Source organism: Pseudomonas sp. QL9 (assembly GCF_041409665.1).
In the GTDB taxonomy this organism is placed as follows: domain Bacteria; phylum Pseudomonadota; class Gammaproteobacteria; order Pseudomonadales; family Pseudomonadaceae; genus Pseudomonas; species Pseudomonas knackmussii.
Window position 1 is genome coordinate 5,896,952 of sequence record NZ_CP166971.1, and the last position, 26,087, is coordinate 5,923,038.

General features: G+C 65.5%; 25 protein-coding genes and 1 pseudogene. 13 read left to right on the forward strand and 13 right to left on the reverse strand.

The genetic code is table 11. The features are described 5' to 3' along the window. The first annotated feature begins 54 nt into the window (after positions 1 to 54). Positions 55 to 999, forward strand: a complete 945-nt coding sequence (locus tag ACA097_RS27380; protein WP_371367437.1) for a helix-turn-helix domain-containing protein — start codon at positions 55 to 57, stop codon at positions 997 to 999. 184 nt (positions 1,000 to 1,183) lie between these two features. Here the strand turns inward: ACA097_RS27380 and ACA097_RS27385 are convergent, their stop codons facing one another. From ACA097_RS27385 to ACA097_RS27400, 4 genes are read right to left on the reverse strand one after another with little or no spacing between them, the layout of a single operon-like run. Continuing rightward, on the reverse strand, positions 1,184 to 2,464 hold the full coding sequence (locus ACA097_RS27385) for a sel1 repeat family protein (protein ID WP_371367439.1): 1,281 nt from the start codon (positions 2,462 to 2,464) through the stop codon (positions 1,184 to 1,186). Then, positions 2,457 to 3,746, reverse strand: a complete 1,290-nt coding sequence (locus tag ACA097_RS27390; RefSeq protein ID WP_371367441.1) for a sel1 repeat family protein — start codon at positions 3,744 to 3,746, stop codon at positions 2,457 to 2,459. Before ACA097_RS27390 ends, ACA097_RS27385 begins: the two co-directional genes overlap by 8 nt. After that, positions 3,746 to 5,608, reverse strand: a complete 1,863-nt coding sequence (locus ACA097_RS27395; protein ID WP_371367443.1) for a phospholipase — start codon at positions 5,606 to 5,608, stop codon at positions 3,746 to 3,748. Before ACA097_RS27395 ends, ACA097_RS27390 begins: the two co-directional genes overlap by 1 nt. Then, positions 5,605 to 5,760 (reverse strand): hypothetical protein, encoded by a 156-nt coding sequence (locus ACA097_RS27400; protein WP_156958031.1) that lies wholly within the window; start codon positions 5,758 to 5,760, stop codon positions 5,605 to 5,607. The genes ACA097_RS27395 and ACA097_RS27400 overlap by 4 nt, the downstream gene beginning before the upstream one ends. Positions 5,761 to 6,166: 406 nt before the next feature. Between ACA097_RS27400 and ACA097_RS27405 the strand changes: the two genes are divergently transcribed. The 4 genes and pseudogenes from ACA097_RS27405 to ACA097_RS27420 all read left to right on the forward strand — a co-directional run bounded on the left by ACA097_RS27405 (position 6,167) and on the right by ACA097_RS27420 (position 10,386). After that, positions 6,167 to 7,492, forward strand: coding sequence for a hypothetical protein (locus tag ACA097_RS27405; protein ID WP_371367445.1), 1,326 nt, complete (start codon positions 6,167 to 6,169; stop codon positions 7,490 to 7,492). Positions 7,493 to 8,472: 980 nt separating this feature from the next. After that, positions 8,473 to 8,859 (forward strand): annotated as a pseudogene (locus tag ACA097_RS27410) (HAMP domain-containing protein); the annotation flags it as partial. Between the two features lie 129 nt (positions 8,860 to 8,988). After that, entirely contained in the window at positions 8,989 to 9,717 is a 729-nt protein-coding gene (locus tag ACA097_RS27415) for a methyl-accepting chemotaxis protein (protein ID WP_371370582.1), read from the forward strand. A 330-nt stretch (positions 9,718 to 10,047) separates the two neighbouring features. Next, positions 10,048 to 10,386 carry an excalibur calcium-binding domain-containing protein gene (locus tag ACA097_RS27420; protein ID WP_371370583.1) on the forward strand — a complete coding sequence of 113 codons (339 nt, stop codon included), beginning with the start codon at positions 10,048 to 10,050 and terminating at the stop codon, positions 10,384 to 10,386. Between the two features lie 219 nt (positions 10,387 to 10,605). On the opposite strand, the gene hpaC is transcribed toward ACA097_RS27420, so the two are convergent. Further along, complete coding sequence (hpaC, locus tag ACA097_RS27425; protein WP_371367447.1) at positions 10,606 to 11,112, reverse strand: 4-hydroxyphenylacetate 3-monooxygenase, reductase component; 507 nt, start codon at positions 11,110 to 11,112, stop codon at positions 10,606 to 10,608. A gap of 244 nt (positions 11,113 to 11,356) precedes the next feature. Here hpaC and ACA097_RS27430 point away from each other — a divergent pair, with 244 nt between their 5' ends. Further along, a complete protein-coding gene (locus tag ACA097_RS27430) occupies positions 11,357 to 11,971 on the forward strand; it encodes a response regulator transcription factor (protein ID WP_371367449.1) in 615 nt (204 codons plus the stop codon). A gap of 743 nt (positions 11,972 to 12,714) precedes the next feature. Here ACA097_RS27430 and ACA097_RS27435 read toward each other — a convergent pair. The 8 genes from ACA097_RS27435 to ACA097_RS27470 all read right to left on the reverse strand — a co-directional run bounded on the left by ACA097_RS27435 (position 12,715) and on the right by ACA097_RS27470 (position 19,521). After that, the gene (locus ACA097_RS27435) at positions 12,715 to 13,665 is read right to left on the reverse strand and encodes a 2Fe-2S iron-sulfur cluster-binding protein (protein ID WP_371367451.1); all 951 of its coding nucleotides are present in this window, start codon (positions 13,663 to 13,665) and stop codon (positions 12,715 to 12,717) included. 120 nt (positions 13,666 to 13,785) lie between these two features. Then, complete coding sequence (locus tag ACA097_RS27440; protein WP_043252343.1) at positions 13,786 to 14,526, reverse strand: SDR family NAD(P)-dependent oxidoreductase; 741 nt, start codon at positions 14,524 to 14,526, stop codon at positions 13,786 to 13,788. 10 nt (positions 14,527 to 14,536) lie between these two features. After that, complete coding sequence (locus ACA097_RS27445) at positions 14,537 to 15,031, reverse strand: aromatic-ring-hydroxylating dioxygenase subunit beta (protein WP_371367453.1); 495 nt, start codon at positions 15,029 to 15,031, stop codon at positions 14,537 to 14,539. Then, entirely contained in the window at positions 15,028 to 16,311 is a 1,284-nt protein-coding gene (locus tag ACA097_RS27450; protein ID WP_371367456.1) for a Rieske 2Fe-2S domain-containing protein, read from the reverse strand. The genes ACA097_RS27445 and ACA097_RS27450 overlap by 4 nt, the downstream gene beginning before the upstream one ends. 10 nt (positions 16,312 to 16,321) lie before the next feature. Next, positions 16,322 to 17,467: an amidase gene (locus tag ACA097_RS27455; protein WP_371367458.1), complete on the reverse strand. Its 1,146-nt coding sequence runs from the start codon at positions 17,465 to 17,467 to the stop codon at positions 16,322 to 16,324. Further along, entirely contained in the window at positions 17,464 to 17,970 is a 507-nt protein-coding gene (locus tag ACA097_RS27460) for a nuclear transport factor 2 family protein (protein ID WP_371367460.1), read from the reverse strand. The genes ACA097_RS27455 and ACA097_RS27460 overlap by 4 nt, the downstream gene beginning before the upstream one ends. A gap of 3 nt (positions 17,971 to 17,973) precedes the next feature. Then, on the reverse strand, positions 17,974 to 18,345 hold the full coding sequence (locus tag ACA097_RS27465; RefSeq protein WP_043252335.1) for a hypothetical protein: 372 nt from the start codon (positions 18,343 to 18,345) through the stop codon (positions 17,974 to 17,976). A gap of 21 nt (positions 18,346 to 18,366) precedes the next feature. After that, a complete protein-coding gene (locus tag ACA097_RS27470) occupies positions 18,367 to 19,521 on the reverse strand; it encodes an acyl-CoA dehydrogenase family protein (RefSeq protein WP_371367463.1) in 1,155 nt (384 codons plus the stop codon). A gap of 233 nt (positions 19,522 to 19,754) precedes the next feature. Between ACA097_RS27470 and ACA097_RS27475 the strand changes: the two genes are divergently transcribed. The 7 genes from ACA097_RS27475 to ACA097_RS27505 all read left to right on the forward strand — a co-directional run bounded on the left by ACA097_RS27475 (position 19,755) and on the right by ACA097_RS27505 (position 25,954). Further along, a complete protein-coding gene (locus ACA097_RS27475) occupies positions 19,755 to 21,245 on the forward strand; it encodes a PAS domain S-box protein (RefSeq protein WP_371367465.1) in 1,491 nt (496 codons plus the stop codon). Positions 21,246 to 21,433: 188 nt separating this feature from the next. Continuing rightward, on the forward strand, positions 21,434 to 22,582 hold the full coding sequence (locus ACA097_RS27480; RefSeq protein ID WP_371367467.1) for an amine dehydrogenase large subunit: 1,149 nt from the start codon (positions 21,434 to 21,436) through the stop codon (positions 22,580 to 22,582). 12 nt (positions 22,583 to 22,594) lie between these two features. Then, positions 22,595 to 23,134 carry a MauE/DoxX family redox-associated membrane protein gene (locus tag ACA097_RS27485; protein WP_043257282.1) on the forward strand — a complete coding sequence of 180 codons (540 nt, stop codon included), beginning with the start codon at positions 22,595 to 22,597 and terminating at the stop codon, positions 23,132 to 23,134. A 3-nt stretch (positions 23,135 to 23,137) separates the two neighbouring features. Continuing rightward, entirely contained in the window at positions 23,138 to 23,755 is a 618-nt protein-coding gene (gene mauD, locus ACA097_RS27490; protein WP_160287089.1) for a methylamine dehydrogenase accessory protein MauD, read from the forward strand. A gap of 18 nt (positions 23,756 to 23,773) precedes the next feature. Continuing rightward, positions 23,774 to 24,295: a methylamine dehydrogenase light chain gene (locus ACA097_RS27495; protein ID WP_043252323.1), complete on the forward strand. Its 522-nt coding sequence runs from the start codon at positions 23,774 to 23,776 to the stop codon at positions 24,293 to 24,295. A gap of 7 nt (positions 24,296 to 24,302) precedes the next feature. Beyond that, positions 24,303 to 24,827 carry a cytochrome C gene (locus ACA097_RS27500; protein WP_371367470.1) on the forward strand — a complete coding sequence of 175 codons (525 nt, stop codon included), beginning with the start codon at positions 24,303 to 24,305 and terminating at the stop codon, positions 24,825 to 24,827. Positions 24,828 to 25,006: 179 nt separating this feature from the next. Beyond that, a complete protein-coding gene (locus ACA097_RS27505; RefSeq protein WP_160287087.1) occupies positions 25,007 to 25,954 on the forward strand; it encodes a phospholipase D family protein in 948 nt (315 codons plus the stop codon). Positions 25,955 to 26,087: the final 133 nt, after the last annotated feature.

Below are 26,087 nucleotides of genomic sequence, written 5' to 3' on the forward strand. Positions count from 1 at the left end.
TACCGGTGGCCTCACCGATACTCCCCCTGGCGCCACCGCGACGAGGTCAACCCGATGCCCGGCATTGCCCGCTACCAGGCGAACGACTCCGACGAACTGGCCCGCGCCCTCACCGGCTGGAGCCAGTCCTATACCCAGCTTGGCCGCGGTCGCCTCCAGGCCGAACTCCTGCACGTACAACTGCCGGAGGCCACGCTGTTCTACGAGCACTCCAACCTGCACCTGCGCGAGAACATGGCGCCGCCGGCCGGCCAGATCGTCGTCGGCATCCCGCTGCGCGCCTGCGCCGACTCGCGCTTCAACGGCCAACCCTTGCAGGACGACACCCTGCTGGTGCTGCCCGGCGGCGAGGAAATGGAAATCTGCGCGCCCGGCGAGATCCACATGCTCGGCCTGGGCCTGTCCATGACGATGCTCGATCGCCTGCTCGGCGCGCAGGAGCAGGAGCGCTTCGAGCGCGCCCTGCAGCAACGCCGCCTGCGTCTCTCGCAACGCGCCGCCACCTACCTGCGACAGAACCTCACCGACTCGCTCGGCGCCTTCTTCCGCGCCAGTTGGTGCCCGGACGACCCGGCCCACGCCGGCACCGCCATCCACTCGGCACTGAGCTGCCTGCTGCAAGCCCTCGACGACTCCCCGGAAAACTCGGTGGCCAAGGCCCCGCGCTCACTGGAACAGCACCGCCGGCTGGTCCTGGCAGCGGTAGAACGAATGCAGGCGGACCTCGCCCAGCCGCTCTCGCTGGTCGACCTCAGCCGCCAGCTCAACACCAGTCAACGCACCTTGCAGTACAGCTTCCGCCAGCTCTGCCAAGCCACCCCGCAACAGGTCCAACTCGCCCTGCGCCTGAGCGAAGCCCGCCGCCGCCTGAAACTCGAAGCCCCGCAGAGCATCACCCACCTGGCCCTGGACCTCGGCTTCGCCAGCTCCAGCCACTTCTCCGCGCTGTACAAGCGCCTGTTCGACGAACAGCCGTCGCTGACGTTGCGCCGGCGCTAGGTCGCCGACGCGAGTCACGGTCATGTTCGTGGGTTCGTTCGGCCCCGGGGGCACACCCTGACAACGTGTCTGGTGACCTTGGGTCTTTCCTGCTGAGCTCTGACTATCTGTAGCAGCGGCCTCTGGATCGCGGCCCCCATCGCAGACGGACAGCACCATCCCTTACAGCCAGGCGCCTCCCAACTTAAGCCTCACCGAGCATCACCCATCTGACGTATTCGGGGTCTTTGATGACCTTGTCCGGCAACGGCCAGATTCGGCTGATGCGCCGCTCGATCACCGCGGTGGGCATGCGCTCACCCTGCTTGAAGCGGCGAATGGTGCTGCCTTCGACGATCGACCAGTAACTGTCGACGCCGATGATCTGCCAGTAGCCGCTGTGTGGGCAGGCTTCGCCACTGTTGCAAATGGGCTCCGGCGAACGGGCGCGAACGAAGGCGGGCGAGCCGGGCATGGGGCGACCGGTCTTCGGGTCGAGCAGCTTGGCCTTGGCCAGTTCCTGGATCAGCGAGTCGCTGGGTTTGGGCGGCTGGACGTTGGCCTTGCGTTCCTCCACCCACTTCAACTTGCCATCCCACGGCGGCAGCTTGGCCGGCGGTAGCGGGACGATTTCGTTGATCTCGGGGACTTTGGGTTGGGCGTAGGAGTAGCCAGAAAGTATCTTGCCGATTTTCTTGTAACGTTCGGAGCGCTCGAGGTCTTCCTGTTGACCTAGATAGTCCAATCGATTATCGGGGCTAGGGCCAAGGAAACCATGCTCCAAGAAGGAGGCTGATGTTTCGTGTCCAGCAGCAACTCCAAGTTGGTAGGCTTCGAGTGCCTCTTGGTAATACCCTTCATCTTGAAGGTAAATCCCCAAGGACATAGAAGCTTTCCCATGTCCCTGTTCGGCAGCGCACCGGTACATCTTTAGTGCGACTTGAGGAGCAATATCAATTGGTTCAAGTTTGTCGCCAACGTAGTACTGAGCTTCTGCATTGCCTTCGTCGGCAGCCTTTCGGAAGTAACGCAGGGCCAATGCTGGGTCCTTTTGTAGCCCAGCCGAACCCTGTTGCAGGAAGTAGCCGATGAAGAAATAACCCCGGGCGATCTTCGCATCTATCAGTTGCTGGCTCATGCGTAGGTGCTCAGCCCCTTTGAGCTTGTAGTGCCCGCTCATGGCGCCGTTCTGGAGATTGATATTGACCTTGAAATGGCCGTTTTCGCTGGCAATGCGGTATAGGCGTTCGATCTCTCCATACACGCTTGGCTCTTGTTTGAGCTGATTGTTCTTTTCCAGCCAGCGGCCGTACTGGAACAGCACATCGCTGTCCGCCGAGGGCGCGGGAATAGTCTCGTATCTGCAGGTAAAGGCCAGGTTGGCCTCAACTCGGGAAAGCCTGTCGAGCGAGACTTTCCCGGATTGATTGCCACCGCAGCCGGTCAGCACGATGCAGGCTATCCACGTGAGGTATTGCTTACGCATCGCCGTAAAGTACCCATCTCACGGATTCGGGACCTTTCGTGACCTTGTCCGGCAGGGGCCACAGGCGGGTGTAGCGACGTTCGATCACCGGGGTGGGCATGCGCTCGCCTTGTTGGAAACGGCGAATGGTTCTGCCTTCGACGATCGACCAGTAATTGTCGACGCCGATGATCTGCCAGTAGCCGCTGCGTGGGCAGGCTTCGCCACTGTTGCAAATGGGCGCCGGTGAACGGGTGCGAACGAAGGCGGGCGAGCCGGGCATGGGGCGACCGGTCTTTGGGTCGAGCAGCTTGGCCTTGGCCAGTTCCTGGATCAGCGACTCGCTGGGTTTGGGCGGCTGGACGTTGGCCTTGCGCTCTTCCACCCACTTCAACTTGCCGTCCCATGGCGGCAGTTTGGCTGGCGGTAGCGGGACGATTTCGTTGATCTCGGGGACTTTGGGTTGGGCGTAGGAGTAGCCAGAAAGTATCTTGCCGATTTTCTTGTAACGTTCGGAGCGCTCTATATCGATCAATAATCCTAGGTACTCGGGATCGCTTTCTGCTTTTTCATCACGAAAACCCTTCTCCAATACATATGCGGCAGTTTCATCACCTCCAGCGACGCCCATTTGAAATGCCTCGAGCGCCTCCTTAACTTGCCCCTTACCTTGCATGTTAATTCCCAGTTCCAAGGCAGCCTCGCCATGTCCTTGTTCGGCAGAACAGCGGCGCATCTGGCGGGCAATGTCTGGGGCAATATCGGTTGGTGACAACATATCCGCGACCTGGTACTGCGCCTCCGCATTGCCCTCGTCGGCAGCCTTACGGAAGTAGCGCAGCGCCAATTCTTCGTTTTTCTTCAAACCGGCCGAGCCTTGCTGCAAGAAATAGCCGATGAAGAAATAGCCCCGGGCGATTTTCGCATCGATCAGTTTCTGGCTCATACGTAGGTTCTCGGCGCCTTTAAGCGTGTAGTGCCCGCGCATCGCACCGTTCTGCAGATTGATATTGGCCTTGTAATGGCCACTTTCGCTGGCGATGCGGTATAGGCGTTCGATCTCCCCATACACGCTTGGCTCTTGTTTGAGCTGATTGTTCTTTTCCAGCCAGCGGCCGTACTGGAACAGCACATCACTGTCTGCCGAGGGTGAGGGAATAGTCTCGTATTTGCAGGTAAAAGCTAGGTTGGACTTGATCTGGGAAAGACGATCCACATGAAATTCCTTCTTCGAATAGGTATCTGGACTGCTGGCGCTACAGGCAGCCAGTAGCAAGCTGGAAATCAGCAAGAAGCGGTGCATTAGTCGAGATTCCAGAGAGTGGATTTGCCGTAATGGAATTCCACAATAGGGGCGTACGGCATCGATTTGTCTTTCTTGTTTTTTTGGCGCTCCTTGTTCCTTTTTATGATGTCACTCCACTCCTTAAATGCTTCTTCCGAATCATCCTGCGCCCCCTTTTTCCCCGTATGCAGCTCCCACAACCGCCGCCGCAGCGCCTGAGTCACGCTCGCCCACTCGTGGGCAATGTTCAGTTCGCTATCCACTTCCATGCTGCGGGTATTGAGGTTGGCCGAGCCGTGGGTGGTGAAGACGTCGTTGACGATCATCAGCTTGGAGTGGATGTACACCGGCATCCACGGCTTGCTCGGCGGGGAGTCGGGAGCTACCAGCGAGCAGACGTGGACCTTCAGGCCGGGGATGTCCTGCGAGTGGACGGTGCTCTGTTCGATGGCCTTGATCTCCTCGCCATAGCGAGCCTCCCACTCGGCGAGCTGCCACTTGCCATAGAAGTCCTTGGGCCCATCCGGGCGCGGCTTCGGTGGCGCCGCTTGCTTCGCCTCGTCGATGAGCATCTGCTTGGTCACCTCGGGGATGGTGTCGGCGCGGCCCAGGCATTCGAGCATGCGCTGGGTATTGACTGTGCCCTTGCCCATGCCCTCGTCGGTGTCGTTGGTGACCACGAACAGGTGCACGTTGCCGTGCTCTTCCGGCTTGCGGCCCATGCGCATCTGCGCGTCGACCGTTTTCTTCAGCGCCTCGGCGAACGGTGGCCAGCGGAAGTACTGGTTCTCGACGTAGACGAATTGCGTGGTGTTGTTGACGGTTTGCAGATAGAGCTTCTCGATGTCGCGCACGCCCACCTGCGCCTGGGTGCGCAGCAGTTGCGCCATCAGTGCGGTGCCGTCGTCCTGGTTGCCGCCGCGGAAGGGGAAGCGCTTGGCCGACTCATGCAGGTCCGAGTGCAGCGCGGGCAGGGTTTCGCCGGTTTCCTTCTGCCAGGCCTGGGCGAAGTTGCGGTGGAGGTATTCCAGGATCGGCCCGGTGACCCGGCAGGAGATGTCCTGGCGCGGGGTGAAGCCGCGCGGGCCACGGTTGGGAGCGGGCTTGTCGATCTTCTCGCGGCGCAGGGCGGAGTGCGCATCGGTGTCCCAGTATTCGTCGAGCATGTTGTGGCCCATGACGAAACCCACCGTATCCGCTGGCAACTCGTAGTCGACCAGGACCATCTTCTGGTGGTGGGTGGCGCTCTTGGCCATGGTCCAGATCGAGCTGTCGCTCAACGCCTTGTCCACGCCGTGCTCGCGCAGGTGGCCCTTGATCCGCTTGCGTTCGTCGCCATCGAAATCGCGCCCAACGAACAGCGGCCGGTGGGCCGCCGCCAGTCCCGCTGCCTCGCCGTCGGCGACCGCGTACTCGGAGAACCAGCGGTGGTCGAAGTCATGTTGCTCGGCCGTGGCGCTCTGCATCGTTGCGTCCCAGAAGTACGGGGCATTACCTGGCAGGTTGGCTTCGCCCGCAAGGCCGGCGAGGTTCCAGAACATCCGCCAGCCGAGCACACGCACTTTCACACCCTGTTTGGCCTTGCGCTCCAGCAGCTCACCAATGCACAGCTCGCTCAGGGCCTCGGGGTCATCTTGGTAACGGCGGTCGCGAACGAAATACATCGATGGCTGGAAGCCCCAGCAGATGATGTTCACCGACTGCTTGGCCTTGGCGATGGCCAGGTGCACGGCGGCGAAGGCTTCCTCGCCATTGACCAGCGGCTTGTAGCGCGCCTGCATCTGCGGGTATTCGCTGTCGGCCACGAACCAGGGGGCGGTGCAGGTGGCTTCGTTGGTGTACTTGAGGCAAAGAGGGACAACGATATCGCGTCGGCTCATGGCGCTTCTCCTTCCGGCGTCGAGGCGCTGTCGAGCACATCCGCGTAGTAGAGGCGTCGATAGTTTCGCAAAGCGTGCTTGTGCAGCCCCTTTTGCAAATGCACAGCTTTTGCATGCATGCAGAAGAACAGCGGGCGGATTTCGTTGGACAAAGTGAAACCTCCGTTTGGCAAATGACTCGAGCACCAATGACCTCTGTGAGATCTGGATGGGTGCTGCCAGGGAGGGGGCGAGGCAGATAACTCGGGGGTTAGATCAGGAAAAGGAACTGCCTTCTGAGGCAGCACGCCTGCTGTGCTCGAGGTCAGCGATGCTGCACGTACAGGGCGAATGAATCGCCGAGACACATCCGATCTATCCGTAAGGAATTTCGCACTTACTGCACCAACGAGCCGGATCGCCATGGCAAAGCGTGGAAGCCCCCGGCCCGCTCGCGCGCCTCATCTGGCAAGCACATCCAAGCACTTGGCAGACACACGCAAGGCCGGCACCGCCCATCGCCTTAGCATCCTCGGCAGTTTCGTCCCCCTGCCAACAATAACGATACGGATGCAAGCCATGACCCGACCCACCTTGCTTCGCCCGACGCTGCTCGCCCTGATGGTGGCCAGCGCAGGTTCCGCCCAGGCGTACTCGCTGTACGCGACCGACGACACCCACCTCGACGCCAATGTCTCGGCGGTCTATGCGCTGTTCCACAGCCAGGAGAACTACGCCCAGACCGGCACCAAGGACAAAGGCTCGTCGTCCTGGCAGGAAGGCTTCATCAAGTACGGCCTGAGCGGCGACCAGCGCCTGGGCGATGCCGGCACCGCTTACGGCGCCTTCGGCCTGCTCAGCTCGGGCACCTGGGGTGATGGCGACGCCGCCGGCTTCAGCGACGGCTCCGAGCGCACCACCAAGATCGAAGACGCCTACGCCGGCTGGCGTTCGGGCAAGCTGTTCCCGGTGCTGGGCGACGACGGCATCGACTTCTCCTTCGGCCGCCAGAACATCGTGGTCGGCGACGGCTTCCTGATCGACGGCGACGCCCTCAACCTGGGCAAGGGCCTGGCCGATGGCGAGTTCAACCGCGGCGGCGCCTACTACCTGGCCGGCCGGCGCAACTTCGACCAGACCGAAGTGCTGCGCATCGGCGGCAAGCAGGGTTGGCGTGGCGACATCATGCACCTGAAGTCGAACAACCGTGCCCAGGCCAACTCCGAGCTGTACGTCGGCACCCTGGAGCACGTAGCCGATGCCGGCACCGTCGGCCTGACCTACATCGACGTCACCGATATCGACGAGCAGTACGCATCCCCCCTGCAGCTCGACCGCAAGGACATGAAGACCTACAGCCTGCGCGCCCAGGGCAACGCCGGCGTACAGGACCTGTTCCTCTCCGGCGAGTACGCCGAGCAGGACAAGCGCCACGCCGACAACGAGAACGCCTGGTATCTCGAGGCAGGCTGGACCTTCTCCGACCTGCCCTGGAAGCCCTACGTGAGCTACCGCTTCAGCCGCTTCTCGGAAGGCTACGACACCCTGTTCTACGGCTTCAGCCGTGGCTTCGGCACCTGGTTCCAGGGCGAGGTGGCGGGCAACTACTCCGGCCCGTTCAACAACAACACCCGGGTCCACAACATCGGCGCCAAGGTCAACCCGGCGGACAACGTCGACATCGGCCTGCAGTGGTTCGACTTCCACACCCTGGACAACGACCTGGGCAACTTCAGCGGCCGCGAGCTGGACCTGTACGCCGACTGGATCGTGAGCCCGAACCTGACCATCACCCCGCTGGTCGGCCTCTACCAGCCGAAGAAGAGCGCCGAGGATGGCGGCACCCAAATCGGCAGCAACGACAGCAACCTGTATAGCCAGCTGATCTTCAGCACCACTTTCTAAACCACCCGCTGCAGACCCGCCCGCGCGCCACGGCCGTCCCCCATCACGGCCCTGGCGGGCCGGCGGGTTTCGCAGTTTCAAGGAGGCAATCCATGCGCAGCATCCAGTCCACCCTCCAAGGGCGCATCACCTGGCTGGCGGGCCTCTGCCTGCTGGGCGTGGCCGCCAGCCTGATCGGCCTGTCGCTCTACCAGGCGCGCCAAGACAGCCAGGTGATCAAGGACGACAGCGGCAAGCTGTTCGCCGAATCCGCCCGCGCCAGCCTGCAGACCCAGGGCCAGGTGCAGGCGCTGCAACTGCAACGCCAGCTGCAGGACAAGCTGCTGCTCGGCGAAGGCCTGTCGCGCACCCTGCAAGCCCTGCGCGAGCAGAACCACCAGGGCAACCTCGGCGCCGAGGCGCTGCGCCGCAAGCTGGTGGCGGAAATGGGCGGCACCCTGGCCGAACATTCCGAGCTGCTCGGCTTGTTCGTGGTCTTCGCGGTCGATGGCCTCGACGGCAACGACGCCGCCTTCAAGGCCCGCGAGGACCTGGGCAGCAACGAGAACGGCCGCTACACCCTCTATCTGCTACGCAGCGACGGCAAGCAGCAGAACGTGATCGGCACCGAGCAGGTGCTCGCCGACACCACCCCCGGCCCCAGCGGCCAGCCGTACAACGCCTTCTTCACCTGCTCGCGGGACAGCTTGAAGCCCTGCGTGCTCGACCCTTATTTCGACGACGCCTCGGGCCAGCGCCGGCTGGTCACCAGCATCACCCTGCCGGTGCTGGAGAACGGCAAGTTCGTCGCGGTGGTCGGCTTCGACATCGACCTCGCCGCCCTGCAGCAGAACAGCGTCGAAGGCAGCCGCCAGCTGTTCGACGGCCAGGGCCGCATCCGCATTCTCAGCCCCAACGGCCTGCTCGCCAGCGACAGCGCCAACGCTGCCGGCCTGGGCAAGCCGTTCAAGGACCCGGCGCTGCCGCAAGCGCTCGGCGACATGGCCCAGGGCCGCGCGCTGACCTACGACGAGGGCGCCGACGTCACCGTATTGAGCAGCTTGGTGCCGCTGCCCGGCGCGCACCCCTGGGGCATCCTGCTCAGCGTGCCCAAGCAGGTGCTGCTGGCGCCGGCGCAGTCGCTGAAGAACACCCTGGACGAGCAGCGCACCCACAGCACCTGGCTGGAGATCGGCCTGGGCGTGCTGGTCGGCGTGTTCGGCCTGTTCCTTGTGGCCCTCACCGCGCGCGGCATCAGCCGGCCGATCCTCGGCCTGGCGCGCATGCTCGAAGACATCGCCGACGGCGAAGGCGACCTCACCCGCCGCCTGGACTATCCGCGCGGCGACGAACTGGGCCGCCTGGCACGCGCCTTCAACCGCTTCCTCGACAAGCTGCAACCGAGCATCGCAGCGGTGCAGGCAGCCAGCGGCGAAGCACGCTCCGGCGCCGACCGCTCGGCCTCCATCGCCCGCCAGACCAGCGACGGCATCCAGCAGCAGTTCCGCGAGATCGACATGGTCGCCACGGCGCTGCAAGAGATGTCCGCCACCGCCAACGCCTCGGCGCAAAGCGCGGCCAGCGCCGCCGGAGCCGCCAGCGAAGCCGAGCGCGCGAGCCAGGAAGGCTACGCCACCATCGAGGCGACCAGCGCCGGCATCGACGCCCTGGCCGGCGACATGAACCAGGCGATGGAAGAGCTGCAGAACCTGTCGCGCAGCAACGACCAGATTGGCGCGATCCTCGAAGTCATCCAGAGCATCGCCGCGCAAACCAACCTGCTGGCGCTCAACGCCGCCATCGAAGCGGCCCGCGCGGGAGAGTCCGGTCGCGGTTTCGCGGTGGTCGCTGACGAAGTCCGCGGCCTGGCCAAACGCACCCAGGACTCGGTGGAAGAAATCCGCGGGGTGATCGAGAACCTGCAATCCCGCAGCTTGTCGGTGGCCGACGCCATGCACAGCAGCTACCGCCAGGCCCAGGACAACGTCCAGCAGGCCCGCCAGGCGATAGACGCGCTGCAACGCATCACCGGCGCGGTGAACCTGATCAGCGACATGAACCTGCAGATCGCCAGCGCGGCGGAAGAACAGAGCAGCGTGGCAGAAGAGATCGGCCGCAACATTGGCGCGATCCGCGACGTCACCCAGGCCCTCTCCGACCAGGCCGAAGCCTCGGCCCGCATCAGCCAGCAGCTCAACCAGAGCGCCGAACAACAGCATCGGCTGGTGCAGCAGTTCAAGGCGTGATGCATGGGCGTACAACCGTTCGCGGTTGTACGCCGCCCCATTCGCCGGAACTCCGGATTGACTCCCTTCCCTCTCCCCAACCCTCTCCCGCAAGCGGGAGAGGGAGCCGTTCGGAGTGTGCGGAAATCCCGGCGTAATCCTGTAGGAGCGGATTCATCCGCGAAGATCCCCGCACCAATACCAACCTGTAGGAGCGCGCCATGCGCGCGATTCGCGGCCATGGGCCGCTCCTACAAGGAAACACCGTGCCGTGCGGTTCGCGAGCAAGCTCGCTCCTACGAAGAGCGGATTCGCCTAGAATCTGCCCCCATCCGCCGCAAGGAAGCCCTGATGAAAAAATGGATTCTGCTGATCGCCGTGGCTGTGCTCGCCTGGCAATACATGGACAACCCGGCGTGGCAGGAGCGTTTCAGCGGCTCGCGAGCAACGACCGAAAGCGTCAGCCAGGAAGACGCGAGCGAGCCTACCGATCAGATGCTGCCCGCCTCGCCACCGCCCGCCGTAGCCTCACCTGCGTCGTCCCCGGTGGCCGTCACCTGCGATGGCCGGCAATACTGCTCGCAGATGCACTCGTGCGAAGAGGCAAAGGCATTCCTGCGCAATTGTCCGGGTATGAAAATGGACGGAGACAGGGATGGCGTTCCCTGCGAAGAGCAATGGTGTCGCTAGACATCGCCGCAGATCTTATCCACGAACCCTCGCCTCCCGGCACAATCGCCAACGGCGTATGACCGCGAACGGTTATACGCCCGATCAACGCACGATCCCGCAGGGTGCATAACCCCGAGGGGGGTTATGCACCGAAAGCGATTGGCCGGAGAACACCTGTAGGAGCGCGCCATGCGCGCGATTTCGCGGACCAGGTCCGCTCTCCTGCGAAGACGACGATCAGGCCGCCGCGCCTTCCAGTCGATGGAACAGGCGGTTGAAGTACACCAGGCTGTCACCCTGCTCCCGCACACCGACCTGCTCCAGCTCGACGAACAGCACCGAGTGCGAACCGACTTCCTTGCACTCGCTGATGCGCCCTTCCAGGGTGACCAGCGCGTCGCGCAGTACCGGTACGCCGGCGCTGCCTTCGTCCCAGAGGTCCCAGGCGAAACGCTCTTCCATGGGCACGCGGGTCATCCCGGCGAAGTGCCTGGCCAGCTCTTCCTGCTCGCCGCGCAGCACGTTGATGCAGAGCTTGCCGTTGGCGCGGAACGGGTCGTGGCTGGCGCTGCCGCGGTTGATGCAGACCAGCACCGTCGGCGGCGAGTCGGTGACCGAGCAGACCGCGCTGGCGGTGATCCCGCAGCGCCCGCCGGGACCGTCGCTGGTGATGATGTTTACCGCGGCCGGCAGCCGCGACATGGCGTTGCGGAAGTCGATCTGGGTCTGGCTCAGGTGGCTCATGGGACTGTCCTTGCGGCCGGTTGGCGATGACTCAAATCTACGCAGCCGCGCAAGCCCGGGGTATCCAGACGATTCCCATGCCGCCGGTGGCTGGCCTTTAGTCGTCTAGGGGGTTTCTTTATCGCCAGGTGCGGTCGGCCTGGGTATGCTGGCCCCAGGGTCGCGTTCAGGCGCTCCCGCCCTACGTGCGCCGCAGCAAAGACTGCGTGCTATTACAAGTATTAGAAAGACCGTGGCAACCCTGATGGATACCCGCAAACCCATTGTCTACATCGTCGACGACGACAAGGACCTGCGCACCTCGCTCGCCTGGCTGCTGGAGTCGGTCAGCATCCAGGCGCAGTGCTTCGCCGGCGCCGAGGAATTCCTCGCCCAGTACGACCCCAACCTCGCCGCCTGCCTGGTGCTTGACGTACGCATGCCGGAAACCAGTGGCTTCCAGCTGCAGGCCATGCTCAACGAGCGCGGCGCAGCGCTGCCGATCATCTTCGTCTCGGCCCACGGCGACATCCCGATGTCGGTGCAGGCGATGAAGAACGGCGCCCTGGACTTCGTCGAGAAACCCTACAACCCGCAGCAGATGCTCGAGCGCATCCAGGCCGCGCTCAAGGCGGCGGTGCAGGTGCAAGCCGGCGCCGAGCAGAAGCGCCAGTTGCAGCAGCGCCTCGATCTGCTGACCGGGCGCGAGCGCGAGGTGTTGGGGATGGTGGTCGATGGCAAGGCCAGCAAGGTCATCGCCCGCGAGCTGAACATCAGCGTGAAGACGGTCGATGTGCATCGCACCAAGATCAAGGAAAAGATGGGGGTTTCCAGCATCGCGCTGTTGGTGCGTGAGGTGCTGGATCTCGGAGCGCCCTGATCGCAGGAGCGCGCCATGCGCGCGAATTCGCGGCCATGGGCCGCTCCTACAGGTCTGCGCCGTACTTTCCTTCAACGTCATCCCCGCGAACGCGGGGATCCAGAAGCTTCGTGTTTCTGCGTCGCTTCGGCATGTTCGGATGTTTCTTGTTTCGCCCCCTCGGGCGAGTCACTTTCTCAAACGGTGGAAGGCCACCCCCGCAGAAAGTAACCAAAGCGCTTGCCCCGACATACGGGTCCGGCGGAGCCGGACTTCCCTCGCACATGCCCACACACCCGGAGGCCCGCCCCGAGGGTACGTCCCTGTAGCCCATCGGGGCTTTTGCGACATCCATGTCGCGCGGCCTCCTCTGCGTGGGCTTAGCTCGGCCTTCTGTAAGGGGCAGTCCGGAGTGTGCGGATGTTTCTCTGGAAGTCCGCTTTATGGGTCCCCGCGTTCGCGGGGAAGACGGAACTGCGTAGGAGCGAGCCTGCTCGCGAACGGTACGGCACGAATGTCGAACCTGTAGGGCGAATAACCCCGAAGGGGTTATCCGCCGCTTTCGTGCGGGGCTGCGGCGCATAACCGCGAACGCGGTTATGCGCCCTACGGGTGGATCGGCGCGAGGAATTTCGCGGATGAATCCGCTGCCGAACGCCCCTTCCCCCGCTTACGGGAGCGGGAACAGAACCACCCCCTAATACCTGCGTATCCGGGGTGGCTCTGTTCGCGAGCAAGCTCGCTCCTACAAGGGCTTCTCCAGATCAGAGATCCAGCACCAAGCGTGCCGATTTGGCGCGCGAGACGCACGCGCAGATCTGCTTGTTCGACGCCTTCTCCTTGGTCGACAGGCAGTTGTCGCGGTGTTCCGGCTCGCCTTCCAGGACTTCGACGATGCAGGTGCCGCAGATGCCTTCGCGGCATTCGGTGTCGATGTCGCAGCCGTGGGCCTGGAGGACGTCCACCAGGCTGCTGTCGGCCGGGACGTGCAGGACCACGCCGCTGTTCGCCAACTCCACTTCGAAGCTGCCGGCCGGTGCGCTGTTGGCGGCCGGGTCAGCCTGGAAGTGTTCCAGGTGGATGGCGTCTTCGCTGCGGCTGCGCTTGGCGACTTCCACCACCTTGTTCATGAACGGCGCCGGGCCGCAGGTATAGACGTGGGCGGCTGCAGATGCGTTCTCCAGGCAGGCCGCCAGCGCGGCTTCCAGATCGGCCGGTTCCACGCCGTAGTGGAACTGCACCTTGCCGGCGAACGCCGGACCGGACAGGAGCTCGACGAAGGCCGCGTGCTCGGGCGAACGGGCGAAGTAATGCAGCAGGTACGGCTCGCCCTTGGCGTTGAGCTTGTAGGCCATGCTCAGCAGCGGGGTCACGCCGATGCCGGCGGCGAACATCACGTGCTCGCGGGCTTCCGGGGCCAGGCGGAACAGGTTGCGCGGCGCGCCTATGTCCAGTTCCGTGCCCTCTTCCACGTCGTGCAGCGCACTGGAGCCGCCGCGCGAGGCGGATTCCTTCTTCACCGCCACCAGGTAGGCGCTGCAGTCGTCGGGCGGGCTGCAGAGGGAGTATTGGCGGGTCACTCCGGTGGGGCCGGTGACGTCGACGTGGGCGCCCGGCTCGTAGGCGTCGAACGGCTGGCCGTCGCTGCGCACGAGGCGGAAGGAACGGATGTCCTGGGCTTCGTCGACGATGCTTTGGATTCTTACCTTCATCATCTTGTTACCTACAAGGCATGGTGTATCGGGGTGGACTCGGCCGCCCTCTCCCCAGCCCTCTCCCTGATGGGAGAGGGGGTTGTACGGTGTGCGCGGGTAGTTCGGCGCCATCCGTCTCGATCAACGCATGAACAAGCCGCCGTTGATGTCCCAGCAGGCGCCGGTCACCGAGGTGGCGTTGTCCGCGACCAGCAGCAGCACGCTGTCGGCCACGTAGTCCGGATCGCCGAGGCGGCCTACCGGGATGGTCTTGAGGATCTGTTCCAGGCGCTCCGGGGCCACGGTTTCGCGCACCACCGGCAGGTCCAGGGGACCTGGGGAAATGCTGTTCACCGTGACGCCAGCCGGCGCCAGCTCGCGGGCGAAGACCTTGGTCAGGGTCGCCACGCCGCCCTTGGCCGCAGCGTAGTGGCCGCCGGTGGCGGTGCCGCCGTTCTGCCCGGCCAGCGAGGCGATGTTGACGATGCGGCCGAAGCCGCGGCTGGCGAAGTGCGCGCCGAACACCTGGCAGGCGACGAAGGTGCCGCGCAGGTTGACTGCCATGGACGCGTCGAAGTCTTCCGGGCTGATGTCCATCAGCGCAGCGACCTTCGACACCCCGGCGTTGTTCACCAGGATGTCGCAGCCGCCCCACTGCTGTTGCAGCAGGTCGCGGGCGCGCTCGAAGTCGGCCTTCTCACGCACGTCCAGCTCCAGCGCCAGGGCGCTTGCGCCGCTGGGGTCGAGCTCATCGGCCAGGCGCTGGGCGTCGTCCAGGCGAACGTCGGCCAGGGCCACGCGGTAGCCGGCGCCGTGAAGGCGCCGGGCGATGCATTCGCCGAGGCCGCGCGAGGCCCCGGTGACGAGTGCGGTACGGGTCATGGGCGGGTCCTCAGAGCAGGAAGCCGATGGCGCCGAGGGCGTCCTGGGCGTTGATCAGGCGCACCACCTTGCGCACCAGGCGCGGGCCTTCGGCGGTGAAGCGGATGCGGTGCTCCAGGTCCGCCACGAAGGGCGTGTGCACGCCGCGCTTGTAGGCGTAGAGGATCTGCGCCGAATGCACTTCGACGAGATCGCCTGCCGCTTCCACCAGGCGGAAGCGCGACACGCTGCGCACGGTTTTCGCCGCGTCCACCGCCGAGGGCGAGAAGCCGGCGCTCAGGCGTTCGATGCGCAGGGCACGCATGCGTGCGTCGTCGTAGGCGTAGTTCAGGTGGGCGTCGAAGTCATCGCCTTCGGCGATCGGCACCACGTAGATGCCCTCCTCGCTCCACAGGTCGCTCCACTGCGCGTAGTCCTTGCGGTCGAGCAGCTCGGCTTCGCGCCAGATGAATTCGATGGCCTGGGCCAGCGGGCCGGAGAAGCCGTTCAGGGTGTCGTTGCTCATTGGCTCATCATCCTTTTCCACATTTGGTAGGCCTCGCGCATACCGCCCTCGTCGGTGGCGTGGGAAACCTTGTCGCCGTTCTCGGCCACGATCTCGCGGTTCAGCCCGCGGTTGACCAGGATCGGCGCCTCGGGGCCGGCGTAGGAGCCGCGCTGCACGCGGTCCCAGGCTTCGGCGTCGTCCGGGCTGCCGAAGCCGAACGGACCCTGGAAGTGCTCGTGGATGCGCAGGCGTTCGCGGTTGGCGATTTCCGGGCCGCCGTCCATGCCGAGGGCGACGTGGCGGATTTCGGTTTCAGTGACCGAGACCGGACGCAGCACACGGAAGAACGACATCGACATGGCGACGTTGGGGAACAGGTTGAGGTTGAAGCCGGCGCCGTGCAGCGAGCGGACGATGCGGCGCACCTGTTCCGGCGGCATGGTTTTCGACAGTTCCTCGGTGACGTGGGCGAAGCGCTCCTGGAGCTGCTCGGTGCCGTCGTCGTGGTCGAGGTCGACGTGCTCGGGAACCATCACCATCACGCTGTGGCCGTTGCCCAGGGCGTGGGTCACCGCCTGCGGGTCGGTCATGAAAGAGAGCATTTCGCTGGTCTCGTCATCGACCGACGACATCCACGACTTGTGCACGATCGGGAAGTGGTAGCCGTCGGTGGTGTTCTCCAGCTGGATCTTCCAGTTGCCCTTGAAGGTGAACTTGTGTTCGCCCTGGGTCTTGATCGGGTAGCCGGCGCCCTGCTTCATGAACAGGTCCATCCAGTGCTTGGCGCCGCCGAGGAAGTCTTCCAGCGGCTCGATGTCGGCGTTGTAGCTGGCGAAGATCATGCCGGCGTAGCTTTCCACGCGCAGGCTGGTCAGCGGCAGCTCGGCCTTGTCGAGGATGTCCTCGTAGCCGTCCGGGTACGGCAGCGCGCGCAGCTTGCCGTCCAGGCCGTAGGACCAGCTGTGGTACGGGCAGGTGAAGCCGGTGGCGTTGCCCTTGTGCTTCTCGCAGACGGTGGCGCCACGGTGGCGGCAGCGGTTTTCCAGGACGTTGATGGCGCCCTTCTTGTCGCGCACCACGATGACCGGACGACGGCCGATCATGGCGGTCTTGAAGTCGCCGGGGTTGGCCACTTCGCTGACGTGCGCGACCCACACCCAGGTGCGGTAGAAGATCTTCTCCAGCTCGGCCTCTAACAGCGCCGGGTCGTGGTAGAGCGAGACGTCGACGCGGTCGGATTGGACCAGTTGCTCGGGGCTGCCCGTCTTGGCGATCAGCCGGTACTCGGGGGCACTCATGGGGTTCTCCTCATGCCATTTTCTTGTTCGTTGGCCGCTCGGCAGCCAAGGCTTGTTCCAGCTGCGCACCGAAGGCGCAGACGCGTTCGTCGTCGCCCTTGCGGCCGACGATCTGCAGGCCGACCTTGAGCCCGCCGTGTTCCAGTTCCACCGGCACGCTGAGCGCCGGGTGGCCGCTGAGGTTGAAGGGTCGCACCAGCGAGGTCAGCGCGGCGACGCTCTTGCCGTTGCGCGCCTCGGACAGCAGCGGCGGCAGGCTGGCGAGCGTCGGCAGCAGCAGCACTTCGTAATCCTCGAGGGCGGCGTCGATGGCGCGGCTGAAGCTCACCCGCACGCCTTGCGCATCCGCCAACTCCGCCGCGGTGGTGCGACCGGCGGCGAGCAGACGCTGCTCGACGTCGGCACCCAGCAGTCCCTTGCCAGTGAGCTGGCCGAGAGCCGCCCAGTTCTCGTGGTTGATGACGGTGAGCCCGGCGGCGAAGGCTGCTTCGAACTCGCCTAGGTAAAGGCTCGCCCGCCGCCAGCCGGCGCGGTCGGCGGCGGCGCCCAGGCAAGCCTGGATGTGCGGGTCGGCGGGCACTTCGAGGAAGGCCACGCGGGCGTTCGCGCCGGGCAGTTCGCGCGGGGCGAAACCGGGGCAGATCACCTGCATGGCTTCGATCAGGCTGGCCATGCCACGGGCGAAGGGCCCTACGCAATCAAGGCTGCTGTGTTCGGGGTGCACCCCTACGCGGCTGACGCGGCCATAGGTCGGCTTGAGCCCGGCCACGCCGCAGCAGGCCGCCGGCACACGCACGGAGCCGCCGGTGTCGGTGCCCAGGGCGATTTCCGCCAGGCCCGCCCCCACCGCTGCGGCCGAGCCGCTGGAGGAGCCGCCGGGTACGCGGTCGGGCGCCTGCGGGTTGACCGGCGTACCGCTCCAGTCGTTGATGCCAGTGACGCCGAAGGCCAGCTCGTGGAGGTTGGTCTTGCCGACGATCTGCCAGCCGGCGTCCAGCACGCGCTGCACCACCTCGGCGTGCCGCGTCGCCGGTGCGCTATCGGCCAGCGCACGGCTGCCGCAACGGGTCGGGTAGCCGGCGATGTCGATAGTGTCCTTGATGGCGACGCGCTTGCCGGCGCCGCCCAGTTCGAATTCGCTGACGAAGATGCTCATGCCTTGCCCTCCGCGAGCGCGCCCAGCGGCATGGCCAGCAGGCGCCGGGTACGGAAATGACTGATCTGCCAGGCCTCGCCGACGCGGCGGAAGTCGAGGTTCAGGCGGGTGCCGAAGAGTTCGCTGCGGCCGTCGGTGTAGGTCGACACTTGCTGCATCAGCCACTGGCCGCTGGCGGTATCGCCGCCCTCGCCCACTTCGATGGATTCGCTGCCGATGAAGTGCAGGTTGAGGGCGAAGTGCTCGGCCGGCGGCAGGTAGCCCGCGACGAACGCGGCGACCGCCTCACGGCCCTGGTGGCGGCCGAAGCTCTGCTCGGCGCGCGCGCCCAGGCCTTCCCAGACGGCGTCCTCGGTGAACAGCTCGGCCAGCTCGGACTGCAGTGCCAGGCTGTCGCGCGGCACGTCGCAGAGGTCCATGTAGCGGGCCATCAGGCGACGCACCGAGGCCTCGCCTTCCAGCCGCGCCAGGCGCGCTTGCAACTGCTCCAGGGCCTGGCTCATGGCTCAGCTCCGCGCCGCTTCAGGGATGGTCAGCGGACGGCCGATGCGCGCTTCGATCTTGGCGTACTTCCACAGGCTGTATTCGCCGACCGGCACGGTACGGAACAGGTTGCAGGCGTCCACCACGGTCTGGTGGCAGTCGACATCGGCCATGATGTAGACGGTCCAGGGCGAGGTGGTAGAAGCGCCGACCATCAGGCGGTCGTCGTCCAGCACACCGAGGACGTTCATGCCGGGCAGCGCGCCCAGCTCACCCATCATCTGGCTGAAGCCTTTCCAGACGCTGAGGCCTTCACCGGTGGGCAGGTCGAAGAAGTTCTGCGTGATGCCGATGCAGAACAGTACGCGCATGGGTTCGGCGGTGGGACGGGTCATGGTTGCTGGTCCTTGTGTCGATCAGAGGTAGCCGGGGAACGGCGGCGTATCGAGCAGCACCGCACCGGCGCCGTCGTACATGCCATCGCTGAGGAAGGCGTGCTGGGTCACCACCATGGCGTCGCGCAGGTAGCGCTGTAGCGGGTGGCGCAGGTAGATGGCGGTGGTGCCGGCCAGGCTGTAGGCGCGCTGCACGACTTCGGCGCCGGCGCGCGAGACATGCACGGCGGACAGGCGCAGCAGGCTGACCTGCTCAGGCGTGACCGGATTGCCGGCGAGGATCGAGGCCCAGACCTGCTCGGTGGCGTCGTAGAAGAAGCCGCGCGCGGCGTGCAGCTGGGCTTCGGCCTTGCCCATCTCGATGCGCACGTAAGCGCGGTCGGAGAGCTTCGGCGCGCCGGTCACGCCGCTGCCGGAGGCCATGCGGGCGATCTCGTCGAGGGCGGCGCGGGCCAGGCCGAGGTTGACCACCGCCAGCACCTGGGCGGCGTAGGCGATGGTCGGGTAGCGGTACAGTGGCTCGTCGATGTTGCTCTGGCCGCCGCGGATGAAGGTCCAGGCATCCGGCACGAATACATCGTTCAGGCGCAGGTCGTGGCTGCCGGTACCTTTGAGGCCGACCACGTCCCAGTTCTCGACGATTTCCACGTCACGGGCACGCAGCAGCGCGGTGCGCGGCTTGCCGCCCGGGCCGCCGATGCCGATGCCGACGCCGAGCACGTCGGCGCCCTTGCAGCCGCTGGCGAACTTCCAGGTGCCCTTGACCTTCCAGCCGCCCTCGACCTGCTCGGCCGGCTGGATCGGGAACAGACCGCCGGCGAACACCAGGTCCGGGCCGTCCTTGTACAGCTCAGCCAGGGTTTCGCGCGGCAATGCGGTGAGGTAGGTGCTGGCGCTGCCGAAGCTGGCGACCCAGCCGGCCGAGCCGTCGGCCTCGGAGATGCGTTCGACCAGGCGCAGAAACTCGACCGGCGGCAGCGCATCGCCACCGAAGCAGCGCGGGGTCGCGGCGCGGTAGATGCCGACTTCGATGAAGCGCTCGATCATGTCGCGCGGCACGTGGGAGCGGGCGTCGAACTCGTCGCGGCGCTGGCGGACTTCTTCGAGGACCTGCTCGAAAAGCGCGGCGCGGCTGGCGAGGGTCGAATCAATTTCGGCGGCGACTGAGCGCGACATGGGCGTCTCCCTGTGTTCTTGTGGGTCGACCGTCCGGGGAAGCCGGCGGTCGTCGATGGGGCCCAGTGTAGGGAGCGTGCCGAAGTGGCCTCTATTGGGGCGTGCCGCCCGCGTTCTAAAGGAATCCCCTATTCCCCGCCGGGTTGTTTCCTAGCGCCGACAAGCTAGGCTGCGCGCTATAAAGCCGCGACCCGCACTTTTGCGGAAACGCGCACCGCCACGAGTTGCCCGCCATGTTCCAGCCCGCCGAATCCGACTTCCACGCGCTCATCGAAGCCATGCCGCTGTGCATCATCCTGCACGACGCCCAGACCAAGGAGATCCTCTGGGCCAATGGCGCCGCGCTGCGCGTGCTGGGCTTCAGCCTTGAGGAACTGGTGCCGCTGAAAGCCCCGGACATGACCAGCCCGGCGCCCAAGTACCGCCGCTCCATCGGCCTGCGCTGGCTGGAAGGCGCGGCGCGCACCGGGCAGCGCACCATCGAGTGGTGCTACCGCTCCAAGCAGGGCGTGGACATCCTGTCCGAGGCCGTGGCCACCCTCGTCCACCTGGCCGAGCGCGACGTGCTGATGGTGCAGTTCCGCGACATCTCGAAAGAGGACAAGGTCAAACGCGAGCTCAAGCGCACCGAGAGCCGCCTGAAGGCGTTCATGCAGGACCTCGCCGAGGGCGTGGCGGTGCTCGGCCCGCACGGCGAGATCCGCTACATCAGCGACTCGGCCCTCGCCCTGCTCGGCGCCGCCGACCGCAAGGCACTGGGCCGCAACTTCCTCGACGCCTGCGACGAGCGTTCGCGCCAGCGCCTGCTCGAGCACCTAGGGCGCAACCCGGCCAGCCGCGAGCCCTACAGCGTGCATTACCACCTGCGCCGCACCGACGGCGAATGGCGCTGGCACCACGCGACCTGCCGCTACATCGAGCTGGAAGACGACCTGAGCGGGCACCTGCTGCTGTTCCGCGACGTCAGCGAACAGGTGCGTGCAGAAGAAGCCCGCCGGCAGAGCGAGCAGAAACTGGAGTACCTGGCGCGCTACAACGCCATGGGCGAGATGGCCGTGGCCATCGCCCATGAGCTCAGCCAGCCGCTGGCGGCCACACGCAACTTCATCGAAGGCACGGCGATCCGCCTGGGCCGCCAGGGCGAGGTCGATCCCTCCCTGGCCTGGGGCCTGGACAGCGCGGTGCGGCAGATCGAGCACGCCTCGCTGATCATCAAGAGCGTGCGCGAATACGTGGTGCGCCTGGAGCAGGCCGAGCAGCGCGTCGACCTCAACGAACTGCTCGCCGACGCACGCTATTTCATCGACCTCAAGGGCCAACCGGCAGGCGTGCGCCTGGAGCTGGCACCTTGCGCCGAGGCGCTGCCAGTGAGCTGCGAGAAAGTGCTGATCGGCCAGGTGATCCTCAACCTCGCCTTCAACGCCATCGAGGAGATGGCCGAGCTGCCCGCCGGGCGCCGTCGGCTGCGCATCCATACCTGGCGCGATGGCGACAACGCCGTGCTCTGCGTCGAAGACAGCGGGCGCGGCATCGACGCCGGTGCGCGCGAGCGCCTGTTCGACGGTTTCTTCAGCTCCAAGGTCAGCGGCAATGGCATTGGCCTGGCGCTGTGCCGCAACATCGTCTCCCGTCACCGGGGCGACATCTGGGCGCAGAACGTCGATTCCGGCGGCGCCATGTTCTGCTTCTCGCTGCCCTGCGCAGACCTCGCCGACCAGCGGTGAGGCAGGCCGCGCAAAGCGCGCCAATGCTTGTTCCGGCACGCTGGCGAAAACGCTGTCAGGGACACACAAGCGCTTGGCACGCAGAGCAAGTCAACGCAAGAACACCCGCGGCAGACTAGGACTGCAGTCTTTTGCCCAGAACCGATCCGCGATCCGACAGCCAACAAAAATCGAGGGAGCCTCCCCCCATGCGAATAACCAGGATCCTTGCCCGTACCATGCTCGCACTCGGCGTCTCGCTGGCGGCAGCAGGCGGCGCCTATGCAGACCTTCCGGCCGAAACCATCGGCCAGGAAACCCTGCCGTTCCCGCCCAGCCCGCACCGCGCCTACATCATCGACGTCGAGTTCGAGAGTTTCGTGATCGGTCGCGTGACGGTGGTCGACCCCGAGAAGAAGAAGATGCTCGGCATGGTCAGCACCGGCTTCGCCGCCCCCTCGACCCTGAGCAACGACAAGCGCTACCTGTACAGCGCTGACCTGTACTACTCGCGCGGCACCCGTGGCACCCGCACCGACGTACTGACCGCCTGGGATACCTCGACCCTGGCCCCGGCCTGGGAAGTGGTGATCCCGAGCAAGCGCTCCGAGTCGCTCACCCAGCGCTACGGCATCGGTTCCAGCAGCGACGACCGCTTCGTCTACATCTACAACTTCACCCCGTCCACCTCGGTGACCGTGGTCGACACCCAGTCCAAGGCCGTGACCAGCGAGATCGCCCTGCCCGGCTGCGTGCTCGACTACCCGGTCGGCAAGCGCGGCTTCGCCTCCATGTGCGGCGACGGCAGCATGCAGCTGGTGACCCTGGGTGAAGACGGCAAGGAAGTGGCGCGCAGCCGCACCCCGTTCTTCGACCCGAACAAGGAGAAGCTGGTGGAGCGCGGCATCGCCAATGGCGACACCTACTACTTCACCACCACCGAAGGCACCATCCACACCATCGACTTCTCCGGCAAGCAGCCCAAGGTCCTGCCGACCTGGTCGCTGACCACCGACGAAGAGCGCAAGGCTGGCTGGGCCCCGGGCGGCTGGCAGGAAATCGCCCTGGCGCCGAAGCTGAACCGCCTCTACGTGCTGATGCATGACAAGCACGAAGCGATGAAGTGGGAAGATCCGGCCACCGACATCTGGGTCTACGATCTGAAGACGCACAAGAAGATCGGCACCCTGAGCTCGCCCAACCCGATCTGGAGCATGACCGCCACCACCGATGATGCGCCGCTGCTGCTGGGCGCCGACGTCATGGGCGGGCTGAACGTCTTCGACCTGAAGACCGGCAAGCTGACCGGCACCATGGAGAAGATCGCCAAGACCCCCACCCAGGTCCTGACCCATTAAAGGGGCATGAGCATGCAACCCGATCCCATCTACGTGATCGCCGCCGCCGTCTCGGTTGCGGTGATCCTGGCCAGCGCCGCCAGCCACAAGTGGCGCGCGCCGGGGCGCTTCGTGCGCCAACTGGAGGACTATCAGCTGCTGCCGCAGGCACTGCTGAAGCCCGCCGCCCGGCTGCTGCCGCTGGTCGAGGGCGCTGTCGCCTTCGCCCTGCTGGTGCCGGCCAGCCGTTCGCTCGCCGCACTCGCGGCGGCGGCGCTGATCGCGCTGTACGCCGCCGCCATCGGTATCAACCTGTGGCGTGGCCGCCGCGACATCGACTGCGGTTGCGCCGGGCCCGACCAGGCCCAGCCGCTGCGTCCGGTGCTGCTGGCGCGCAACGCCGTGCTGGTCGCCCTGGCGCTGCTCGCCAGCGTGCATCCGCAGGCTCGCGAACTGGGCCTGTTCGACGGCTTCGTGACCCTGGCCGCCAGCGCCGTCGCCCTGCTCCTCTATGCCGCCGCCGATGGCCTGCTCGCCAACGGCCCCCGTCTGCTCAAACTCATTGGTAGGTGAACCATGGAAGCCATGATCGTTTCCAACGTACTTCTCTGGCTGCTGTTGCTCGCCCTGGCCTTCGTGGTCATGGGGCTGGTGCGGCAGATCGGCGTCCTCCACGGACGCATCGCCCCGGCTGGCGCGCTGATGGTCGACAAGGGCGTGGCGGTCAACGAGCCCGCTCCGCAAGTGACCGCCGCCGACCGTAACGGTCGCCCGGTGAACTTCGGCTACGCCGGCGACAAGGCCCAGCTGCTGTTCTTCCTCTCGCCGACCTGCCCGATCTGCAAGTCGCTGCTGCCGGCGATCAAGTCCATCGCCAAGGAACAGGCCGATCGCCTGGAAGTCGTCTACGTCAGCGACGGCGACCCGGAAGACCAGCTCAAGCTGATCACCGAGCACAAGCTCGAAGGCGCCACCTACGTGGTCGGCCCGGAAGTCGGCATGACCTACCAGATCGGCAAGCTGCCCTACGCAGCACTGGTCGACAAGGCCGGCGTGCTGCGCGCCAAGGGCCTGGTGAACTCCCGCGAGCACCTGGACAGCCTGTTCGAGACCGAGCACCTGGGCAGCGCCACCCTGCAGCAACACCTGCATGGCCAGCAGGCCCACGGTCACTCGCACTCGCACAGCCACTGACAATAAAAGGGATACCCGATGAAACTCCTCGACAAGTTCTTCGAGCGCTCCACCCGCCACGTGGCCGACACCACATCCCGCCGCAAGCTGCTGGCACGCATGGGCTCGCTGATGGTCGCCGGTGCAGCCGTGCCCCTGCTGCTGCCGATCGATCGCACCAGCAAGGCCCTGGCCGCCGACAAGCCGATGGCCGGCGACCCGGGCGATCCGAACAGCTGCGACTACTGGCGCTACTGCTCCATCGACGGCTTCCTCTGCTCCTGCTGCGGCGGCACCACCACCAGCTGCCCGCCGGGCACCGAAGTCTCCCAGGTGAGCTGGATCGGCACCTGCCGCAACCCGGCCGACGGCAAGAACTACATCATTTCCTATAACGACTGCTGCGGTAAGCACAGCTGCGTCCAGTGCGCCTGCACCCGCAACGACTCGGAAGAGCCGGCCTACCGTCCGTTCAACAACAACGACGTGAACTGGTGCCTGGCGGCCAAGTCGCACATCTACAACTGCACCGTCTCGGTGATCCGCGGCGTCGCGGTGTAGGTTCGCCATGAAGCGCACGCTGTCGAGCCTCGCCCTGCTCTGCCTGCTGGTCAGCCCGCTGACCCAGGCGCGCAGCATTCCCGATCCGCACCAGAAGCACGCACCGGGCAACGAGGCGCCGCAGACGCCGATCGCCCAGGCCGGCTACAGCAACGCGACCAACTACCAGTTGGCCTGCGCCGGCTGCCACCTGAGCAACGGCATGGGCTCGAAGTCCAACGACGTGCCGCGCATGCAGGGCTTCGTCGGCAACTTCCTCAAGGTCGAGGGCGGCCGTCAGTTCCTCGTGCGGGTGCCGGGCATGTCGATGTCCCCGCTCAACGATGCGCAGCTGGCCGACATGCTCAACTGGCTGCTGCGCAAGGACGGCATGGCCGGCGCCAGCATGCCGGCGCAGTACACGCCCTATACCGGCGAGGAAGTGGCGAGCATTCGCCACGAAACCCTGCTCAACCTGCCTGGAACGCGCGCCAAGCTGATCTCCGCCATGCGCGCCCAGGGCATCGCCATCACCGATGGCATGGGCGACTGAGTCTGCAACTCCTTTGGTTCCGCTTCGGCCCGCCTCTGGCGGGCCTTTTTTTGCCTGCGATTCGCCATTCCGTGGCGGCGCCTTGCTCTACCGCAAGGGTTTGCGCGGCCTCCGTGGAACCGCCCTTGCGGGCATGCGACAATGGCGGCATTTGCAGAATCAACGCTGCTGGAGCACCTATGCAGATCCTCGATAATCAAAACGACCTCGCCCGCTACCTCGGCCAGCTGCGCGACAAGAAAATCACGGTCGTCTCCGCCTTCGCCGCCGGTACCGAAGCGCTGGTCCAGAGCCTGCGCGACAACGGCAACCGCCTGGACATCGTCGTCGGCACGATCAACTCCTTCACCTCGCCGGACTTCATCGAGTTCTGCATCGCCGAAGGCGGCGCGGACCTCACCCTGCACGTGGACTTCCGCTACCAGAAGAGCATCCACTGGAAGCTCTACCTGGTCGAACCGGACATCGTCATCCTCGGCAGCGCCAACTTCACCGAGATCGGCGTCAGCCTGACCCGCGACAATGCCGTGGTGATCCAGGACGCCGCGCTCTACCAGGAGCAGCTGGCCCGCGTCGCGCAGCTCAAGGCCACCGAAGGCGTTCTGCTGGCCAGCGACAGCGAGGCCTTCGACGAGGAACTGGAAACCTACCGCTTCCACCACCGCCGCATGCAGGCAGGCCTGGCGCGCACCGCGCAGTACCTGGACGGCGAAAGCTGGCTGGGCGAGGACTCCAACCAGAGCATTCCGCTGTTCATCTGGTACAGCGACCACTCCGAGGATTCCGAAAGCGCTGCCGAAAGCCACCTGCGCGCCAGCAGCGGCGTGGACTGGGACGACGTACGGGAGTTCTTCACCTACGAATGCGCCGAAGGCGCCCTGCCCTACGAAGAAGGCGACGTGGTGCTGACCGCACGCTGCAACGGCTCGCACATTGCGTTCTACACCTTCGACCGCATCCTCTACCGCGACGGCACCTACTACATCTATTCGTACCGCAAGAAGCGCTACACCGCGCCCTTCAACCTGGACGACACCAAGGAAGGCCTGCGCGACGAGATCCCGCGCTGGTACGAGGAAGGCCGCACCGAGATGAACCGCGCGGACATCCTGCGCTTCATGATCTGATCCCCACCGCAAGATCCGCTCCCCGCAGGAGCGGATCTCATCCGCGAACCGCCCCGCACGCTGTATCCCCGCCGCAACACACGAATCCCCTGTAGGAGCGGCCCATGGCCGCGAATCGCGCGCATGGCGCGCT

What these genes read in the sequence shown, in the direction of transcription:
- ACA097_RS27380 (WP_371367437.1), top strand. Translation starts at nt 55, where the DNA reads ATGCCCGGCATTGCCCGCTACCAGGCGAACGACTCCGACGAACTGGCC.
- ACA097_RS27385 (WP_371367439.1), bottom strand. Translation starts at nt 2,464, where the DNA reads ATGCGTAAGCAATACCTCACGTGGATAGCCTGCATCGTGCTGACCGGC.
- ACA097_RS27390 (WP_371367441.1), bottom strand. Translation starts at nt 3,746, where the DNA reads ATGCACCGCTTCTTGCTGATTTCCAGCTTGCTACTGGCTGCCTGTAGC.
- ACA097_RS27395 (WP_371367443.1), bottom strand. Translation starts at nt 5,608, where the DNA reads ATGAGCCGACGCGATATCGTTGTCCCTCTTTGCCTCAAGTACACCAAC.
- ACA097_RS27405 (WP_371367445.1), top strand. Translation starts at nt 6,167, where the DNA reads ATGACCCGACCCACCTTGCTTCGCCCGACGCTGCTCGCCCTGATGGTG.
- ACA097_RS27415 (WP_371370582.1), top strand. Translation starts at nt 8,989, where the DNA reads ATGGTCGCCACGGCGCTGCAAGAGATGTCCGCCACCGCCAACGCCTCG.
- ACA097_RS27420 (WP_371370583.1), top strand. Translation starts at nt 10,048, where the DNA reads ATGAAAAAATGGATTCTGCTGATCGCCGTGGCTGTGCTCGCCTGGCAA.
- hpaC (WP_371367447.1), bottom strand. Translation starts at nt 11,112, where the DNA reads ATGAGCCACCTGAGCCAGACCCAGATCGACTTCCGCAACGCCATGTCG.
- ACA097_RS27430 (WP_371367449.1), top strand. Translation starts at nt 11,357, where the DNA reads ATGGATACCCGCAAACCCATTGTCTACATCGTCGACGACGACAAGGAC.
- ACA097_RS27435 (WP_371367451.1), bottom strand. Translation starts at nt 13,665, where the DNA reads ATGATGAAGGTAAGAATCCAAAGCATCGTCGACGAAGCCCAGGACATC.
- ACA097_RS27440 (WP_043252343.1), bottom strand. Translation starts at nt 14,526, where the DNA reads ATGACCCGTACCGCACTCGTCACCGGGGCCTCGCGCGGCCTCGGCGAA.
- ACA097_RS27445 (WP_371367453.1), bottom strand. Translation starts at nt 15,031, where the DNA reads ATGAGCAACGACACCCTGAACGGCTTCTCCGGCCCGCTGGCCCAGGCC.
- ACA097_RS27450 (WP_371367456.1), bottom strand. Translation starts at nt 16,311, where the DNA reads ATGAGTGCCCCCGAGTACCGGCTGATCGCCAAGACGGGCAGCCCCGAG.
- ACA097_RS27455 (WP_371367458.1), bottom strand. Translation starts at nt 17,467, where the DNA reads ATGAGCATCTTCGTCAGCGAATTCGAACTGGGCGGCGCCGGCAAGCGC.
- ACA097_RS27460 (WP_371367460.1), bottom strand. Translation starts at nt 17,970, where the DNA reads ATGAGCCAGGCCCTGGAGCAGTTGCAAGCGCGCCTGGCGCGGCTGGAA.
- ACA097_RS27465 (WP_043252335.1), bottom strand. Translation starts at nt 18,345, where the DNA reads ATGACCCGTCCCACCGCCGAACCCATGCGCGTACTGTTCTGCATCGGC.
- ACA097_RS27470 (WP_371367463.1), bottom strand. Translation starts at nt 19,521, where the DNA reads ATGTCGCGCTCAGTCGCCGCCGAAATTGATTCGACCCTCGCCAGCCGC.
- ACA097_RS27475 (WP_371367465.1), top strand. Translation starts at nt 19,755, where the DNA reads ATGTTCCAGCCCGCCGAATCCGACTTCCACGCGCTCATCGAAGCCATG.
- ACA097_RS27480 (WP_371367467.1), top strand. Translation starts at nt 21,434, where the DNA reads ATGCGAATAACCAGGATCCTTGCCCGTACCATGCTCGCACTCGGCGTC.
- ACA097_RS27485 (WP_043257282.1), top strand. Translation starts at nt 22,595, where the DNA reads ATGCAACCCGATCCCATCTACGTGATCGCCGCCGCCGTCTCGGTTGCG.
- mauD (WP_160287089.1), top strand. Translation starts at nt 23,138, where the DNA reads ATGGAAGCCATGATCGTTTCCAACGTACTTCTCTGGCTGCTGTTGCTC.
- ACA097_RS27495 (WP_043252323.1), top strand. Translation starts at nt 23,774, where the DNA reads ATGAAACTCCTCGACAAGTTCTTCGAGCGCTCCACCCGCCACGTGGCC.
- ACA097_RS27500 (WP_371367470.1), top strand. Translation starts at nt 24,303, where the DNA reads ATGAAGCGCACGCTGTCGAGCCTCGCCCTGCTCTGCCTGCTGGTCAGC.
- ACA097_RS27505 (WP_160287087.1), top strand. Translation starts at nt 25,007, where the DNA reads ATGCAGATCCTCGATAATCAAAACGACCTCGCCCGCTACCTCGGCCAG.